Source organism: Gracilibacillus suaedae (genome assembly GCF_017599345.1).
Taxonomy (GTDB): domain Bacteria; phylum Bacillota; class Bacilli; order Bacillales; family Amphibacillaceae; genus Gracilibacillus; species Gracilibacillus suaedae.
Map to the genome: position 1 here is coordinate 209,376 of NZ_JAGFVL010000020.1, position 17,795 is coordinate 227,170.

At 37.3% G+C, this 17,795-nt stretch carries 20 protein-coding genes and 1 tRNA gene; 4 read left to right on the forward strand and 17 right to left on the reverse strand.

Annotation, left to right across the window (positions count from 1 at the left end):
• Positions 1–42: 42 nt before the first annotated feature.
• The 3 genes from J5J03_RS05195 to J5J03_RS05205 form a co-directional block, all read right to left on the reverse strand.
• The gene (locus tag J5J03_RS05195) at positions 43–378 is read right to left on the reverse strand and encodes a helix-turn-helix domain-containing protein (RefSeq protein WP_208586914.1); all 336 of its coding nucleotides are present in this window, start codon (positions 376–378) and stop codon (positions 43–45) included.
• 172 nt (positions 379–550) lie between these two features.
• Entirely contained in the window at positions 551–1,669 is a 1,119-nt protein-coding gene (locus tag J5J03_RS05200) for a glycosyltransferase family 1 protein (RefSeq protein ID WP_208586916.1), read from the reverse strand.
• Between the two features lie 332 nt (positions 1,670–2,001).
• Positions 2,002–2,445, reverse strand: coding sequence for a DUF5392 family protein (locus tag J5J03_RS05205; RefSeq protein WP_208586918.1), 444 nt, complete (start codon positions 2,443–2,445; stop codon positions 2,002–2,004).
• Between the two features lie 184 nt (positions 2,446–2,629).
• Here J5J03_RS05205 and J5J03_RS05210 point away from each other — a divergent pair, with 184 nt between their 5' ends.
• A complete protein-coding gene (locus J5J03_RS05210; protein WP_208586920.1) occupies positions 2,630–3,349 on the forward strand; it encodes a metallophosphoesterase family protein in 720 nt (239 codons plus the stop codon).
• A gap of 66 nt (positions 3,350–3,415) precedes the next feature.
• On the opposite strand, the gene J5J03_RS05215 is transcribed toward J5J03_RS05210, so the two are convergent.
• From J5J03_RS05215 to J5J03_RS05240, 6 genes are all read right to left on the reverse strand, one after another.
• On the reverse strand, positions 3,416–5,491 hold the full coding sequence (locus J5J03_RS05215) for a heavy metal translocating P-type ATPase (RefSeq protein ID WP_208586922.1): 2,076 nt from the start codon (positions 5,489–5,491) through the stop codon (positions 3,416–3,418).
• Complete coding sequence (locus tag J5J03_RS05220) at positions 5,463–5,813, reverse strand: ArsR/SmtB family transcription factor (RefSeq protein WP_153834570.1); 351 nt, start codon at positions 5,811–5,813, stop codon at positions 5,463–5,465. Before J5J03_RS05220 ends, J5J03_RS05215 begins: the two co-directional genes overlap by 29 nt.
• 244 nt (positions 5,814–6,057) lie before the next feature.
• Entirely contained in the window at positions 6,058–6,651 is a 594-nt protein-coding gene (locus J5J03_RS05225; protein ID WP_208586924.1) for a histidine phosphatase family protein, read from the reverse strand.
• Between the two features lie 15 nt (positions 6,652–6,666).
• A complete protein-coding gene (locus tag J5J03_RS05230; protein WP_208586926.1) occupies positions 6,667–7,326 on the reverse strand; it encodes an HD domain-containing protein in 660 nt (219 codons plus the stop codon).
• Between the two features lie 168 nt (positions 7,327–7,494).
• Complete coding sequence (gene trmL, locus J5J03_RS05235; RefSeq protein ID WP_208586933.1) at positions 7,495–7,968, reverse strand: tRNA (uridine(34)/cytosine(34)/5-carboxymethylaminomethyluridine(34)-2'-O)-methyltransferase TrmL; 474 nt, start codon at positions 7,966–7,968, stop codon at positions 7,495–7,497.
• A gap of 51 nt (positions 7,969–8,019) precedes the next feature.
• Entirely contained in the window at positions 8,020–8,871 is an 852-nt protein-coding gene (locus J5J03_RS05240) for an amidase domain-containing protein (RefSeq protein WP_208586935.1), read from the reverse strand.
• Positions 8,872–9,188: 317 nt separating this feature from the next.
• Here J5J03_RS05240 and J5J03_RS05245 point away from each other — a divergent pair, with 317 nt between their 5' ends.
• Both J5J03_RS05245 and J5J03_RS05250 read left to right on the forward strand, forming a co-directional pair.
• The gene (locus J5J03_RS05245) at positions 9,189–9,494 is read left to right on the forward strand and encodes a hypothetical protein (RefSeq protein ID WP_208586937.1); all 306 of its coding nucleotides are present in this window, start codon (positions 9,189–9,191) and stop codon (positions 9,492–9,494) included.
• Positions 9,495–9,671: 177 nt separating this feature from the next.
• Positions 9,672–9,815, forward strand: a complete 144-nt coding sequence (locus J5J03_RS05250) for a hypothetical protein (RefSeq protein ID WP_018931228.1) — start codon at positions 9,672–9,674, stop codon at positions 9,813–9,815.
• 20 nt (positions 9,816–9,835) lie between these two features.
• Here the strand turns inward: J5J03_RS05250 and J5J03_RS05255 are convergent, their stop codons facing one another.
• The 4 genes from J5J03_RS05255 to J5J03_RS05270 all read right to left on the reverse strand — a co-directional run bounded on the left by J5J03_RS05255 (position 9,836) and on the right by J5J03_RS05270 (position 13,479).
• A complete protein-coding gene (locus tag J5J03_RS05255) occupies positions 9,836–10,348 on the reverse strand; it encodes a methylated-DNA--[protein]-cysteine S-methyltransferase (RefSeq protein ID WP_208586945.1) in 513 nt (170 codons plus the stop codon).
• A 13-nt stretch (positions 10,349–10,361) separates the two neighbouring features.
• Positions 10,362–11,504: a tRNA epoxyqueuosine(34) reductase QueG gene (gene queG, locus J5J03_RS05260; RefSeq protein WP_208586953.1), complete on the reverse strand. Its 1,143-nt coding sequence runs from the start codon at positions 11,502–11,504 to the stop codon at positions 10,362–10,364.
• 13 nt (positions 11,505–11,517) lie between these two features.
• Positions 11,518–13,218 (reverse strand): ABC-ATPase domain-containing protein, encoded by a 1,701-nt coding sequence (locus J5J03_RS05265; RefSeq protein ID WP_208586955.1) that lies wholly within the window; start codon positions 13,216–13,218, stop codon positions 11,518–11,520.
• A gap of 187 nt (positions 13,219–13,405) precedes the next feature.
• Positions 13,406–13,479 (reverse strand) — tRNA-Gly (locus tag J5J03_RS05270).
• Positions 13,480–13,827: 348 nt separating this feature from the next.
• Here J5J03_RS05270 and J5J03_RS05275 point away from each other — a divergent pair.
• A complete protein-coding gene (locus J5J03_RS05275; protein WP_153834579.1) occupies positions 13,828–13,962 on the forward strand; it encodes a lmo0937 family membrane protein in 135 nt (44 codons plus the stop codon).
• 92 nt (positions 13,963–14,054) lie between these two features.
• Here the strand turns inward: J5J03_RS05275 and zupT are convergent, their stop codons facing one another.
• The 4 genes from zupT to J5J03_RS05295 form a co-directional block, all read right to left on the reverse strand.
• Entirely contained in the window at positions 14,055–14,861 is an 807-nt protein-coding gene (gene zupT / locus J5J03_RS05280; RefSeq protein WP_208586957.1) for a zinc transporter ZupT, read from the reverse strand.
• A 335-nt stretch (positions 14,862–15,196) separates the two neighbouring features.
• Positions 15,197–16,654 carry a PH domain-containing protein gene (locus tag J5J03_RS05285; protein ID WP_231710607.1) on the reverse strand — a complete coding sequence of 486 codons (1,458 nt, stop codon included), beginning with the start codon at positions 16,652–16,654 and terminating at the stop codon, positions 15,197–15,199.
• Positions 16,647–17,129 (reverse strand): PH domain-containing protein, encoded by a 483-nt coding sequence (locus J5J03_RS05290; protein WP_208586968.1) that lies wholly within the window; start codon positions 17,127–17,129, stop codon positions 16,647–16,649. The genes J5J03_RS05285 and J5J03_RS05290 overlap by 8 nt, the downstream gene beginning before the upstream one ends.
• Positions 17,126–17,767, reverse strand: a complete 642-nt coding sequence (locus tag J5J03_RS05295) for an ABC transporter ATP-binding protein (protein ID WP_208586978.1) — start codon at positions 17,765–17,767, stop codon at positions 17,126–17,128. The genes J5J03_RS05290 and J5J03_RS05295 overlap by 4 nt, the downstream gene beginning before the upstream one ends.
• Positions 17,768–17,795: the final 28 nt, after the last annotated feature.

Here is a 17,795-nt window from a genome sequence, read left to right on the forward strand (position 1 = left end):
AATTAGTGGCTTATTAAACTAACAAGAATTTATTTACTTACTTCACTTCTTTGCATCCTTTTGGTTCTTCCATTTAATGAATTCAAAAACGATTCGATATTCATCAAAGTCTGGTTTCGTTATCCCTAAAGATTTTAAATTATCGACAAACTCGATCCATTCATCATCTTTTGTAAACGGCTTTTCTTCTCCTAACAACGCTACCACTTCAACTCCTAATACTTCTGCTAGTTTTTCAACAATTTGAATGGATGGGTTATCATTTAAGTTCCGTTCGATATTACTTAAATAAGATTTTGAAACATCGGCTCTTTCCGCTAACTCAGATAAAGTTAAATTCTTCTTCCTTCTGATTCGGTTTATATTAGTCCCTATCATTTGTACTATACCTCAAATCCTATCGATATTCTTCTTTATCACGGTTGTTAACGTCTGTAAGCCTCCTACTTCTAGCTTCAAGTAATACAAGGGATAACAGACGCTAACACCCTAATAAGTTTCGCTAAATCCCCACTGACCAAAGTCACACTTTATTCGAGAGAGTGTTACATTATATGCCATCATCTCTGAGTTGCAAATACTTTTGCTCTGTTTGTAGAACTACTTGCTCTACATCATATCCATTTTTTATTAATATTTCGGGTTCAATAGGATTTCTGGATTTGTGTTCATAAGCATCATACATCGCTTCTAACCACTTTCTTTTATTATCTATAGGAAAGAATTGAACTAGTCCCACTCCCAAATCAACTTCCTTCGATATACTGTCTGAAGCAAGAATCGGCAGGCCTGCACCTTGTGCTTCTACCAGAGTTAGTGGTAACCCTTCGTGCAAAGAAGGAGAAATAAACAAATCAAAGACTTGTAACCATTTTCCTAAATCTTGTTTTGCTCCTAAGAAAATCACATGATCTTGAATACGATACTGCTTGACTTTTGCTTCGATTTCTGCTCTTAAAGGTCCGTCTCCTACTAATATCAATTTTGATTGTGGAATCCTTCTGCGAAATCCAACAAATAATTCTATTAAATAATGATAATTTTTTTGGGGCGTAAACCGACCAATATGACCAATAATAAACTCTTTATCGATAATGCCGAGTTCCTGTCTTCCCTGCTCTCTCAATGAATGCGAATAGCAGAAACGCTCTAAATCGATCGCTTTAAACATGATTTCTGCTTGATTGGCCCTTCTTTTAAACAACCATTCTGCCGCTTCAGGTGAAGAGGCAAAAAAATGAGTGGCATAAAGTGGAATTAAATAGCTAGCAATCTCTTTTAACATCCTTATGGTTCCTGTTACGTTACTTTTTGTACTATGACTATGAGCTACTCTAACAGGTATTCCTGTTCTTTTTGCTGCTTTTAAAGGATAGATACTCATTTGATCTAAATGCGAATGCATAACAATGTAAAAACGATGTCCTTTAAAAAATTGGCGTAATGATTTGCGATAACCTCTTATTCCTGCTTCCTTTATAGAAGGAATACGGTATATAAGACCACCTAACTGATGGATTTCCTGATCATAATCTCCCTCTTCATTTGTTAAAAAATCAAATTGTACTTTGCTTCGATTCAAATTACGGTAGACATTCATCAGCATCGTTCCTACCTCACTTTGATTCATACTTTCCACCACATGTAGAATTCGTAATGCACTTTCCACTTTTGTTCCTCCTCTTTTTTTCATTATAACGAACAGCTATGTATATCGTTCTATTGCGGAGATTTATCCCTCCCATTGTGGGTTAACAAAACTTATCAGAATGTTAGCTCTCCTAATTCCATACTGAACTTCTTAGATTTGCGGATGATTAGTACCTTGATAAAGTGGGAAACTATCATTTTTTAAGCAAATCTTTAAAATTACTTCTTTTCTTTATAAAGAACACAGATATATATTCTCATGATTTTAGTAGGATGTCAACTAACATTTGGAAGTAAAAAATAGAAGGATGCGCTTGACTCACCCTTCTTTTTTATCTATTTGATTGTTCCCTATTCTTCCATCATCTTTCTTCTATCATTTTCTTCTGTTAAGAAATTAATAAATGTTTGCAGCCCCATTTTCGGTTGTGCTTTTATTAGAGAAATATAATCTTTCTTTTTGTGCTCATTCAAGATGTCACTTTTTTCAATTCTAGTTACGATGTGTTCCAACTCTAATTGTTGGATTTTTTTCTTAATGTGCTTGGATTCTTTATATAACGCCATTCCAACTGCGGCCATTAATGCATATACAACTACAACGGCAACCATACCATTTGAAAACCCACCAAAAAACAAGAAAAAGATTAAGTTAAACACAGAAATAAACAATAACGGAACAGCAAACATCATATATTTAGCATTCTTTTTGATTAAAGGATTTATTTTATGAAATAACTTTTCTAACTCACCTTTCATAAAGGCGGGAATGTTACTGGTAAAAAACGAAACCATAATGATAACCTCCTTACTAGAGTTATACCCAATTTTGTAAAAAGAAAAACCTACACCTTTATCATTGGTATAGGATTCATTTCAATTATCTCTATAATTACTATTATATGTTTCACACTTGTAAAACGTCAAAATCTTTGCTTTAGCAAAAGATAATACCTTATGATGGGGATGAGGTGATAAAATGAGATTCGCTTTTATTTCGGACATTCACGGAAATGCTGTAGCTTTGGAAGAAGTGTTACATGATATCGAAAAGAAACAGGTTGATCGCATTGCCGTACTTGGTGATATCGCCTATCGTGGGCCTGAACCATCCAAGTCAATAAACTTAATTCGGGGATTAAACACGGATGTTATCAAAGGGAATGCTGATCAATGGGTTGTTAGAGGTGTTAGAGAAGGTGAAGTGCCACAGCAAGCCTTGGAAACCATGCAGCAAGAACAAGAATGGATAAGAAACCAACTAAATGAAGAGCAAATTTCGTACCTAGAGTCTCTGCCAACCGAACTAATATTAGAAGAAGAGGGAGTCCGTCTTCACGCTTTCCATGCAACTCCAGACAGTTTATTTGATGTGGTCTTACCAAATATGAAGGACAATGATCTGTTAGCAAAAATCACGACAAAAAAAGAAGCCGATTTATATTTATATGGCCATATCCACAAAGCTTACCAACGTACAGTAGAAGGTAAAAACATTATTAATATAGGTAGTGTTGGTTTACCTTTTGACGGGGTTGCTAAAGCCTCTTATGTAATTGTCGATATTGTCGCGGGACAAGTACAAACAAGCCATGTGCGAGTTCCATATGATCTTGAAAAAGTGTGCCAACAATATGAGGAGTTTAACTATCCTAATGTAGAAAAGATGCAGAATATTATTCGCTCTGGTCGTAACTAATAGATTATCTAAACTTGTTTTTTAGTGCCTGTTCACGAGTTCGTATGATCTCGTGAACAGTGGCACCTATCTATCTTTTTTTCTTATTAACCTTAATGCATTAAAAACGACCAATAATGTTGCTCCCATATCCGCAAATATTGCTAACCACAATGTTAACCATCCTGGTATCACAAGTAAGAGGGCAACGACTTTTAATAACAACGCTAAGAAAATGTTCTCTTTTATAATCCGTAATGTTCGTTTACTTAAGTGAATCGAGTCAGGAATCTTCGATATGTCATCTCCCATTAACGCAATATCAGCTGTTTCTAATGCTACATCCGTTCCTGCCCCACCCATAGCAATACCAACATTTGCTTCAGCTAGTGATGGTGCGTCATTGATTCCATCTCCAACCATCGCCACACGGTGAGTCTGTTTTAATTGCTTCATATAGGAGAGCTTTTCTTCAGGAAAAAGTTCTGCCTTTACTTCCGATACACCAGTTTTTTGTCCAATTTCTTTCGCAACATTCGTTATATCACCTGTTAACATTACCGTTTTACTTACCCCTAATTGATGGAGCTTGGCAATTTGTTGTTTTACTTTCGGTCGAGGCTGATCAGCAACCGTTACATAACCCTTTACTTCGTCTTCCGTTCCAATATACAAAACCGTATTCGCTGACACTGACGGTAGTTCGCTGCCTTCAAAGAGTTTAGCATTTCCTATTTTATAGCGTACACCATTTATCACAGCCTTGATTCCCTTGCCTGTAAAGGATTGAAATTGTGTTGCTTCTGGTAACGGCATACCATGTGTTTTTTTATGAATTGCACGCGCGATTGGGTGTTCAGAGTATGCTTCTAGTGCGCCTGCTATTTTTAACAATTCTTCTTCTGTTAAGCTTATTGCTTTTACTTCTGTTACAACAGGTTTACCTAGTGTAAGTGTTCCTGTTTTATCAAAAGCAACAGCATCAATGTTTGCCAGTTGCTCTAAATGGATACCACCTTTGATCAGTACACCATTTCTCGCTGCATTGCCAATCGCAGTCACTATCGCAACCGGCGTCGAGATGACCAATGCACATGGACAACCAACAACTAACACAGCTAACCCGTTATAAATCCATGTCTCCCAGCCTGCGCCAAAGATTGGTGGTATAACGATCACAAGCAATGCCAATATCATAATTGCAGGAGTATAATATTTCGCAAAACGATCGACGAATTGTTGTGTGGGCGCTTTTTCTGCTTGTGCCTCCTCTACTAAATGGATGATTTTAGCAATCGTTGTATCCTCACTTGATTTGGTTACTTCAACTACTAAAGCACCTTCCTCATTGATAGAACCTGCAAAAACCGTTGTTCCAGCTTCTTTTTCAACTGGAACAGATTCACCCGTAATCGCTGCTTGGTTAACGTAAGAGTTTCCCTCTATCACAACACCATCCATTGCAATCTTTTCGCCAGGCTTAACAATCATCGTATCGCCAATTCGTACATCTTCCACATCGATTTCAATTAATTGATTGTCCTTTTTTATAGTTGCTCGATTTGGTGCAACATCCATTAATGATTGGATCGAGTTTCGTGCTTTATCCATGGAGTAACCTTCCAGAGCTTCACTCAAAGCAAAAAGAAATACAACAACTGCTGCCTCTGCCCATTCACCGATAATCGCTGCACCAATCACGGCAATTGTCATTAACGTTTTCATGTCAAACTGAAGTTTCAACAGGTTTTTACTCCCTGTTTTGATCAGGTCATAACCACCGATGATTATGGCCAGTAGACATGTTCCAATTGTTAAAGCATGGTGCTCTCCGATTTGAAAATAAAAAACATAGCCAAGCATGACAAAGAATAATGAAAACATCGTTAATTGATTTTCTCTTTTCTTGTAAAAAGGTACTGTCGGTGCTTTTGTTTTTTCTGGATACACTTTAATATGGTCAAAAGCCCCTGCTTCTTCCAGTTGTTCGATGGTGGCATCTCCATAAACAGTTAACTTAGCGGCAGAAAAATTAACATTTACTTCATCCACACTACTAATATTACGAACATTTTTCTCAAATGTAGCAGCACAGTTCGTACATGATAAACCTTGGAGACGAAAGATTTGTTTATCAGCCAACGTGAACACCTTCTTCGGCATGCGCTTTTGCGATCGTCACAAGTTGGCGTACATGATCATCTTTTAATGAATAAAAAACGAGCTTTCCCTCCTTGCGATATTTCGCCAATCCCATATTGCGGAGCATACGTAAGTGATGAGATGCAGTTGCCGTCGAAGAACCAATAATATTCGCCACATCACATACACATAGTTCTTTTTCTAATGTTAAAGCATATGTGATTTTTAATCGTGTCGCATCAGATAATGCTTTAAAAATCATTTCAACACCTGATAGTTGTTCTATTTTAGGTTGCACACGCGCAACAACCGCTTCATCATAACAATATGTTTCACATTTCATGTTATCGACACCTCATTCAAATATTCATTTGATTATTTGAATATATTATATAATAAAAAGTAGTGAATGTCACTACTTTATAAAGAATGTAATCCTACTTCTTTTCTATTTTTAAAGAGTTTAGGATGCGACTTTTAGAACATCGATCGGACACGAGCTACTCTTTTATTAAATCCTCCCGACTTCTAGAACCGCTCTATCAAGGAAAACACTTTATTAATCCTCTTACCGACTCCGTTTGGACTTAAACACCGCCTCTTTCACTAAACGCTGATAGATGTCCTGTCTGATTATAGCTTTTAATTTCCCAAGTTTCTTCCATCCATTCGATAAGATTAATACAACCGTTAATAAGTCTAGTCTTTCCTGAACCGATTTTCCCGCCCGAAAAATTGGATAAAATCGCATTAATTACTGCGCCATGAGCGACAAGTAGCACTTTCTTTCCTTTATGTATTTGATGTATATTTTGCATTCCTGTCACAAGGCGCTCCGTAAGTGCTTCAAAGCTTTCCTGATTAGGATAGTTCCCATTTGGGAATATCTCTTCACGTTCCTGAAATGTCATTCCTTCAGCATCGCCAAATCCTCTTTCTCGAAAATCATTCATTTCTGTTAAAGGTAAGTGCAAATACTTATTGATGATAGTCGCTGTTTCCTTTGCTCGTTGTAAGGGGCTTGTTATGATCACATCCCATTCAAAATTTTGTAAGTAACGACCACATTCATTGGCTTGCGAACGTCCACTGTTATTCAACGGAATATCTGTCTGCCCTTGAATCCTCCCTTGTGCGTTCCAATCTGTTTCCCCGTGTCTTACAAAACAAATCGATGTCAAACTAACCTCTCCTTTTTATTCAGGTCTTTTTTCTTCACCAATCTCTAGATAAAAAGCATCTAAAAATTGTTCCATCACCTGATGTCTTTCTTGTGCTAAACGATACCCTGCTTTTGTATTCATCAAATCTTTTAATTTCAACAGTTTTTCATAAAAATGATGTATCGCACTTGTTTTACCTTTACGATACTCTTCCGCTGTCATTTGTTCCCGGACTTCTATTTCTGGATCATAGATTGGTTGCCCCTTTTTACCAGCATAAACAAAGCACCGGGCAATCCCAACTGCTCCAATTGCATCCAACCTGTCTGCATCTTGAACAACTTGTCCTTCAATTGATTCGAGTTGTTTGCTGTTACCGCCTTTAAATGACATATCCTTTATGATCGTTAGAATATGTTCGATAACATCTTGTTCTACCTGATGTTGGACAAGCCAATCCTGAATTGCTGCTAAACCCTTCTCTTCGCTTTCTACTACTTTATCATCTGCTAAATCATGTAATAATGCTGCTAGAGTCACTACAAAAAGATCCGCATTTTCTTCTGCGGCGAGTATTTGAGCCGACGTCGTCACCCGTTCGATATGATACCAATCATGACCAGATCCTTCACCTAACAACTTTTCGCGTACCATTTCTTCAGCTTTTTGGATCACTGTTTTATGTCCTTCCATTTTATCACCTCATAAAGTTTATCAGGAAAACTGTTAAATGAAATTGTAGGATTTCCACGTAAAGGTGGTTTAACCGGAAAAAGTGATTATGAAATAGGTGGGTTTTCCCGATAAGAAATTGTAGTTGTCTTTCCAATACTCAAAAAACCACAACAATTTATGCTGTGGTTAATCTAAGCCGGGAAAGCCTTGTTGTTTCAAAACATCATAGACGATAATCGCTGCCGTATTAGATAAATTCAACGAACGAACCTTATCTGTCATATGAATCCGAAGACAACGATCTTCTTTTCCTTCTAACAGTTCTTTCGGAATGCCATTGGTTTCACGACCAAAAACGAAAAACATATCCTTTTCACTATCACTAAAATCAAAGTCTGAATAATATTTTGTTCCAAAGTTTTCAATATAATAAAATTCAGCATTCGGAAATGTTTCATATAATTCATCCAATGAATCATAATAATTAATCGAAACATCATGCCAGTAATCTAAACCAGCACGTCGTAACATTTTATCATCGGTAGAAAAACCGAGTGGTCGAATTAAGTGTAAATGAACATTTGTTGCCAAACAAGTTCTTGCGATATTTCCCGTATTTGCTGGGATCTCTGGTTGATATAAAACGACATGGACTGCCAATGTATTTCACCTCATATATTGCTTAGTAACCTTAGTCATTATACCACAATCTTAATCATTTGCACGATCTTCCTCTCCTATTCGAAAAAAACGATATTGACAATTAGGTGTCCATGCTGCTGAATCTTCATAAGTCCAGTATCGATGGCGACTATTATTGGTATGAGCATTCACTAACGGCATGTTTTGACTATCTTTAGCAACCACAATCGTATTATGATCCCATCTGCCATCTCCTTGAAAGTCATAACAAATCACATCACCGAGTAAAAGGTCTTCTGGATTATCTAGCTCTTTTCCCTTTAACCCTGTTGTCGATCCACTCAAATACCATCTTAAAGCGTTTGCTACCGACCAGCTAAAGCTCCAATTATCTTGCTGATACCACCAGCCCTTTGAACGATTTGGCGCACCATACATCGGAGCACCTCCAGCTCTTAAGCATTGCGAAATATAATTGGTGCAGTCATTATCTTCAAAAAAGCGATAGGCTGGATTAGCGTCGTTCCACCACCGTTCTGCATATTGAACTGCAGCTCTGCGGTCATATACAAATCGAAGAGAATGCTGACCCGCTTCAATCTTCTCTGGTTTTAGAGCTGGTAAAAATGAAATTTCCTTATCCTCTATGATTTCTTCATTCTCAATAGTAGCCATACGGTGCTCTATCATTTCTTCATGGTAAAAATTTTCTTGATCCTCAATAAACAATTTGATATACAATTGATATGTTATTTCAGAGCGACTACCCCTAGTTGTTTTATCCCGTTTTTTACCTATTATATCTATATGATTAATACTTTTGCCATTTTTCCTGTGAAGCTGTTGTTTTTTGTGAAGAGAATGCTCGTTCCGATTCCAGTTTTCTTTCCAATGTCTTTTCATTAACTCCCATTCTGACAAAACAATCCCCTCCCTGTTTTCATGTATATTCAGAAGAGTTGCAATTAGTCTAGAAATGACGCAACATATAAATTACCACCTCATATGAATTTCCATCAGCAGAGGTTTTTAATCCTTTCTACCCAGCGAAACTTATCCTTTCAAAACAACAGAAAATTATAGAGTTTACACGATTGTTTCTGTATATCAGTAAAATTTCAAATCTATGACTATAATTTCATATAATTAACATTATATGAAATCTGGTTTTTTTATGATTAATTCGTTTACTCTTTGGGAATACGATTTGTGAAATATACAAAAAGGAGGAATTAAACATGAAGAAAAAAATATTGTCATTGATAGGAATTTCAGTGCTGACAGTTGGTGGTTTAGCAGCTTGTGGTGAGGATGAAAGTCCTGATCCTGTTGAAGATGCACCGACGGAAGATCAAGCACCGGCAGATGAGGAGGCGCCAATGCCAGAAGATGATCCTGCTGCTGAGGAGGAGGCTCCAGCGCCAGAAGATGATTCTGCTGTTGAAGAAGAAGCCCCAGCGGAAGAAGAGGCTCCTATGGAAGAAGATAGTGGAGACGATACCGAAGCTGAAGGTGACATGGAAGGCGACGTTGAGTTAGAATAAGAATAATACTAAATGAGTAAACAAACGCTTGGATATTAATATCCAAGCGTCTTTCTATTAAATTATTTTTTTATGTTAAGCCTATGTAAATAATATAAAATTTAGTTAATATATGGTATTTTCAGTTGTAATTTCCCATATGGATTTTTAGAATGGAATTTGAAGGAGGGATTACGGATGAAGAAAAAATGGCTATCTCTTTTAGCTGTTGCTTTCTTAGCATTTGGCGGGCTTACTGCTTGTGCTGAAGATGATGAAAGTGACACGGAAGATCAAACGGAAGAAACTACTGAGACATCTGAAGACGAAGCAGCAGAATAAAATGATATAAGGGCGGAAGATCAAACTTCCGTCCTCTCTAATTCTAGTAAATATTCTTTTTTGTCTAAACCACCACCGTAACCGATTAACTTACCGTTTTTTCCAATCACACGATGACAAGGAATGATGATGGAAATCGGATTTTTGTTATTCGCACCTCCAACAGCTCGTACTGCTTTAGGTGAATCAATACTTTTAGCGATATCCAGATAAGAACATGTTTTACCATACTCTACTTTGGCCAATGCTTGCCATACCTTCTGTTGAAAAGGAGTCCCGTAAAATTTATACGGTATCGAAAAGGTCTTTCGCTCCTCTTTAAAATATTGGGTCAATTGGCTGGTTGTCTCTTTCAATGCTTCCTTTGATTCTACTAATTTAGTAGGTAAAGCATGTTTTTCAGCCCAAGCAATAATCTCCTGTTCATTCTCCTTCATCGTTCCGAATTTAATGAAAATAAGATGCTGATCATAACTTACGAGTAAAAGAGTGCCGAGCGGTGAATCATACGGATAATAGTTCAAAGCATTCATACAGATCCTCCTATTAATTGGTTGATATGGATTCAAATTGTAAACCTTTTTCCATCTCTTCTATAACTTCTGGTTTTTTTTCTCGCTGCATTGCTTGTTCGATGGCACGGAACCCTCTTTCTTCTCCAATTTTCCCGATTGCCCATGCTGCTGTTCCACGAATGACGGGACGTGGGTCATTATTCATTAACTTGATTAACGTATCAATAGCTGATGACTCCTTATAATGAGCCAAGGCAAGAATGGCATTGCGTTGCAGTGGTTTCTTTCCACGCCACGAACCGGCCATTTTTCCGAATTTTTCTTTGAATTCACGGTTAGAAACAGCTAACAAATCGACAAGTCGTGGTTTTACCAGGTCTGGATCAGGCTCAAACTCTTCATGATGGTGAAAATCTACTCCTTTATTATACGGGCAAACAACCTGACAAGTTTCATAGCCATAGATGTAGTTTCCCAGCTTTTCTCGATGTTCATCTGGCATAAAACCTTTCGTTTGGGTAAGAAATGCAAGACATTGCTGTGCATTTAATCTTCCCGGCTCAACGAGTGCACCTGTTGGACAAGCATCAATACATTTCGTACAAGTCCCACATCCCTCATCAAGTGGTTGATCCGCTGGAAAAGGTATATTGGTAATCATTTCACCTAAATACATATAAGATCCATACTCCGGTGAAATGATTAACGTATTGCTGCCACTGAATCCAATACCGGCCCGCTCTGCCACCGCTCGATCAGACAATTCTCCTGTATCAACCATTGAACTAAATTGAAAGCCTGGTACTTTTTCCTGTAAAAAGGAAGCTAGCTTATCTAATTTTTCTTTTAAAACGATATGATAATCTGTTCCCCACGATGCACGGGCGAATAAACCACGGCGGTCTCCTTTGACACTTTTCGGATCGTTTTTAATTCTTGTAGGATAGGCAAGTGCAATAGCAATAATCGACTCTGCACCTGGCATTAATCGTTCCGGTTCTGTTCTTTCTTCATTCGTTCCTTTTTCAAAACCTGAAGCATAGCCTAGTGCTTGCTGTTCTTCTAACCTTGATTTAAATTCAGCGAAAGGTTCCGTACTGGCAAAGCCAATTTTATCAATACCAATTTCTTTACTATAAGTGATTAACTCTTCTTTTAACTGTTGATATGCCATTACACTCACCTCCTTATCGGACTTTTGCTGTTCTCATGCGGTTTAAGCATGCCGCAATTTCAAATCGTCTTGGTCTAGCTAAATCACCTGGATGTTGGTTCGGGAAAGGTGCAAAAGCTTGTAAACCTTCTCGATCCATTACTTTTTCAATATCATCAAGCAAGGCAGTTAAGGCTTTTCCTTGCTCTAACAAGCCTCTTGCTTCCATGTAGCGTAACAGTTCTGCGATCGCTCGAGTTTGGGAAGCATCAACTAACTGTTCTACATCTTCAAGTTGGATTGTTGACGTGCCCATGATAATCATATAAAGACCTTTTGCTTGAATTTTTTTCTTCTTACCTTTTTGTAAGTTTAGACTTGGTGGTAAAAAGATACGTTCATTCATATCATTTGCCAGTTTTTCTGTAACCGGCTGACGAGATACTGGGTGATGTTCCACAATTTCACGAACTTTATCTGTTACATTAAATGGTTTATATTGATCCATCATGATTACCTGATCTGCCACATCAAAGTAATCACCAGAACCCCCCATTACTAAGATCGTGGATACATCCAAATCATCTCGTAATTGTTTGATTTTATCGATAAAAGGTGTAATCGGTTCTTTATCTTGGTGAACAAGTGCCTGCATACGTGCATCACGAATCATAAAATTTGTCGCACTTGTATCTTCATCAATTAACAAGGTTGTCGCCCCGACTTCAATTGCTTCCACTACATTTGTAGCTTGCGAGGTACTGCCACTGGCATTCTCTGTCGTGAATTTTGTTGTCGTTTGTCCATGAGGCAGATCATTAATAAAAGCTGAAATATTAACCGATGTTACCTGTCTACCATCCTCCGCTCTTATTTTCACTGCGTCAGGATCAGTTAGCACGTACTCACGTCCATCACCGCGAATATGATGATAAACACCACGTTCTAACGCTTGCAATAACGTACTTTTACCATGATAGCCACCCCCAACAATCAGACTTATACCTTTCTTGATTGCCATACCTGTTAAAGCTTCTTTACGATGTGGCAGCTTAATCTCCACTCGATTTTCTTGAGGACTTTCAAATGGTACTGCTTTTCTTAGTGGACGGTTGCTTACACCACTTTCCCGTGGAAGTATGGCACCATCTGCGACAAAAGCAATCCAATTATTTTCCCTCATTTTCTCTCTAATAGCAACATGTTGATCTGCTAATTGAATGCTTTTTTCTAATTCATCATTTTGAATAGAAAAAATGGAATCTTTTAGAATCGAAGGCAATATCGTAAAGAATAATTTTTCTGCTTCTCTTCCATTAATACGGCGCCCGTTTGCTGGCAAACCAATTGATAAACAAATAATTGATTTATCCTTTTTTATTTGAACTGCTGTGCGTTCGAGAATTTCCTGACCGGGTTGGTCAATATAGATTAGTCCGCTTTTGCCAGATCCTCTGAACTGCTTGGATTCTTTCTTAATCGCATTCGCTACCGAACGGGCAATATGGTCAGCTACATATATGTTTCTTTGTTTGGATTGTTTCCATTCATCTTTAATTGGACGATAGACATCTGGTATCACAATACGAATTTTTGAAGGTGAGGCAAAGGGATCTCCTTGTACATAGTCCACACATACTTCATAACGGTGGAAGGAATAACTTCCTTGAATTGATTTATAAGCTTTATAACCTTTTCCATCTATATTTTGTAAGAGTTGTTGTAACTTCTTCATACTATTTACCCCTCTTATATATTGTTATTCACTCTCTACAATACAAGTTGTAAACAGTAATGTGCAAGTGTTTTAATCAGACTCTATCTTAATTTGTCCCTATTCGTAACTTTGGATAGATCATTTAATAAAATAAAAAAACGTAATGCTTCATTTAAAAACGAAACACTACGTTCAACCCTATGTATGGAGCGGGTGAAGGGAATCGAACCCTCGACATCAGCTTGGAAGGCTGAGGTTTTACCACTAAACTACACCCGCATCTAATAAAATAAAATTTGTAATATGTATTACGCAATATATCTAATTATTGCCCGTGGTCCCTGTCCCTCCATCTACCAGTTATTTCACAGAAGTTAGATTCTTCGGGACAACTCGCAGAATATTCGATGAAGAATTTACTCGTCACTAAACTACAACCGCATCAATATTTATTAAAGACACTACTTATTAAGAATTTATTAAAAATAGTTAACAATCTCTTAACGAAACCACGTTGATTATTATAACAAGCTCCTTCTATGATTGCAACATTTTTTCGAAAAAAGTTTATTATTGTCGATATTGGGTATTTTATACGTAAGATGCGAAAAAGAAGGAGTGGACTTCATGATCTGGACCATTATTGGAATTCTATTGTTAGCATGGATTATTGGCTTCTTGTTTGAAATTGCAGGTGGTCTAATACACATTCTCTTAATCATTGCACTTGTAGTTTTCATTGCAAGAATGATACGAAATTAGCAAACAAAAGCCAAGGCAAGTATCACTTAGTGTCAGCCTTTCCTCTCATCGTTTATGAGGCCTTATAAAAAAAACGGGGATTCCCCGTTTTTTTATATGAACAATAATAAACTTAACGCCATTACCGCCATTCCTGTAATAAGACCGTATATAGATGTATGAGCTTCATCGTATTTCTTAGCTGCAGGCAGTAATTCATCTAAAGAAATAAATACCATAATTCCAGCAACGGCAGCAAATATCATACCAAACAATACTTCTGATAAATAAGGCATTAAAAATAGAAAGGCAGCCAATGCTCCAATTGGTTCAGCTAATCCTGACAAAAAAGACAATTTAAATGCTTTCTTTTTATCCCCTGTCGAAAAATAAATAGGAACCGAGACAGCAATCCCCTCCGGAATATTGTGAATTGCTATGGCAACCGCAATGGCAATCCCTAAACCTGGATCTTGCAGGGAAGCTGTGAAAGTAGCGATCCCTTCAGGAAAGTTATGAATGGCAATAGCTAGTGCTGTGAACGTACCCATTTTTAATAAACTACCATCACCATTTGGATTTTTGTTCATATCCTCTACTTTTTTCAATTCGTGTGGATTACTTTGTTTGGGAATAAATTTATCAATTAATGCTATTAAAACCATACCGACAAAAAATCCGATGACAGTTAACCAACTACCTGTTTTTTCCCCTAATTCACCGACTAATGAGTCTTGTGCTTTCACAAAAATTTCCACCATCGAGACATAGATCATCACACCTGCTGAAAAACCTAATGCCCAGGACAAAAATTTCGTATTTGTATTAGACGTAAAAAATGCTAATATACTTCCAACTCCAGTTGCCAAACCTGCTAGCAAGGTCAAACTAAACGCTAAAGCTACCCCTTCTAATTCCATCCGCTGTATACACCTCTCCTAAGCAAACTATAATAGAGAAAGACTTCCATAGCGTCCGTTATCTCCCTTGTTACTATTCTTTCGAGTAGGGAGTTTACGGGCGATTATTCATCATGATCAAAGGACTAAATTATATATATGCCCAAATATTCAAAAAGTTTCTCATGGGAAAAATAATACTCCTAACGCAAAAATTCGTCAACATTTTTATTTAAAATAAAGTAAGGAGAACACACCTCCATATAGAATTAGAAAAGGATAGTCCGTACATTTTCTGTACTAACTATCCTTCTTCCACTTTATCACGGTGTTAAACGTCTGTAAGGCCCCACTGATCATAGTGGCTTTTTTCGATATGAATACCAATCTGCTATTTGATCGACATCCTCCACTCTTAGTTCCCTTACAATAAAATGACGGCCAACAAATTTATTTAAAATTGCTGTATCTAACGTGGCTAATCCCTGTTTCTGATGTAAAAAATGTTGCTTCTTTTGCAGGGACTGCAATCTTTTATGTGGAACTAAAGCGGTGTCCTTACTAATCGTTCGAGTCTGGACCAATAACTGCTGATCCTGAATATGGTAACCGGTAGTTTTGTATTGAAAATAGCCGTATATGCAGGAAAGTAACATCACTATTCCCGGTATCCAGGTGAATTCAGTAAATTGTACTGCAACAACAATCGTTGCGATCAACGGGGTTATAACTGATCGAATAATATAGTAAGGTATTGCTTTCGTAGGTAATTTAACCATTCCTTCCGGCTGATATCGATATTCAGGTAATAACTCCTTTAAAAAGCTAGCGATATGTTTTTTGCGCATGAGGGGAAAAATTATCGTATGCATCTCTTGATTCTGGCCAATTTCCCCACTGGCAATCTCGACATAAACTGAAGCTAATCCTAATGGCTGCCGAATAATCGTTTCCTTAATACCAACCGCTTGTATTCTTTTTAATGGAATGGTTGATTGCTTCTTTTCTAATAATCCTCTCGTTATAAACAATTCTTTGTCATATCTCGTAATCGTAAAATTCCAATATTGGATGATGGTTGATAATATACCTAGTACCCACAATAAAATTAAAACGACAACTGCTAACGCAATCAATACTTGAACAGCTTGAGAAAACAACCATTCTGTTGCCTGATTATAGAATCGGTCCGGGATAAACGTTTCTAATTCTGAAAAGGCTAAGCCCGCTAAACCAAGGATAATACCAAAACTTCCTGATGTTGATCCAGCAACAAATAACGCTTTCGGTGTAATTTGTTGCTGTGGATGATCTTGCTCATGTACTTCCTCTTTTAGATCCTGATCTTCTCCGTTCTCGTCAGTCTCAGTTACTTGTTTTTTATATTTCAGCTGATCATGAAGCATTTTTCCATCTGCCATCGTTACTGCAGATAAAGCGGCATCGATCCGGTGATCACTACCGGCTGTTTCAATCTGTACTTTTGTTAAACCAAAAATACGATGAATAATATTTTGAGACAGATCAATCGACTGAATCCGATGTTTGGAAATCGTTCGCTTTTTCCTTATGAGAATACCTTGTTCAATTCGAATTTGATCTTCTTCTAATTGATAAGTGTAGCGAAGCCAAGATAAAACACTAAATAAAATAATTAAAACGATAAGAATCGAGGCACCGAGAATAACATAAAACCACGCATCATTTCCAACAGCTATAATGACAAGTGGTAAAAAACCAAATACGGAATGCCGGATGGCCTGAAAGATATTAAATATCATACCTGCAGGATGTAATCGTTTCGGTTCAGACATCATCTTGTTCCACCCTCGCTAGTTCAGAGATTTGGTCGCGTAAATCGGCTGCCTCTTCCTCTAATAAGGCAGGTATTTCATGTGTTGTAGCAGCAGTTGAAATCTGTAATGTAGATAATCCATACTTCTTTAAAATCGGCCCTTGCTGCGTATCGACATGCTGTACCCGTATCATTGGTACTACCGTTCTAGTCACGATTAAAATGCCATGCTGTATGTATATTTCCTGATCATAGATTTGATAGCGCCATCTTCTCCATCTTAATTTTGGTAGAATGACTATGGAGATAATCCATTCCAGAACAGTTAAAACTACCAGTACAGCTCCTATCCAAAACGATAGAAACTCCAAATAATAGGCTGCAACAAATGCTCCAATAGTAATTAGTAATGGTATAATTGCAATAAGTTGAGCCGTTAATTTCCACGCTTTAATCGCATCTGTGGCGATTCTTTCATTAGGTTGTTCTCTCATGTTCTCACCCCTTCATGATTATTACGATAATTACCATCTAATGGTTTCACATATTGTGTAAAATCTATTATGTTTTCACATAGATTATCTAACAAAAGGTGATCATGACTAATAATCAGTAATCCTATCTTCTTCTCTTTGATATGATTCATTATCAGGTGCCATATTTCTACTTGCGCGATTGGGTCTAACATTGTCGTCATTTCATCTGCAATGATGTAGGTAGGATTTGTTAATAAACATCGTGCAATACATATTCTTTGTAATTGCCCTCCTGAAAGTTGATGAGGATAACGTTGCAACCATTCAAGGGGAATTTGTAACTCTTCAAGTAATTTTTTATCGATTGGACCTGCTTCCTCTAGCACTTTTCTAATTCGCCATTTTGGGTTAACGGCTTGTTCAGGATGTTGCCATATTAACTGGATCGGATGTGGGGTATTTTTTAATCTTTTACAATTGATTTCTCCCGATTCAGCGGGTAGATAACCTGTCACCACCTTGGCAAATGTTGTCTTACCTAAACCACTGGCACCACTTATTCCAACTATTTCCCCTTCATGAAGCGTCAACGATACATTTCGAAACAGCGTTTGTTGATTTGGTAAAGTAAAAGATAGATTGGTAATCTCAAGCATTTGCAAGCTCCTTATTACTTGATTTTTT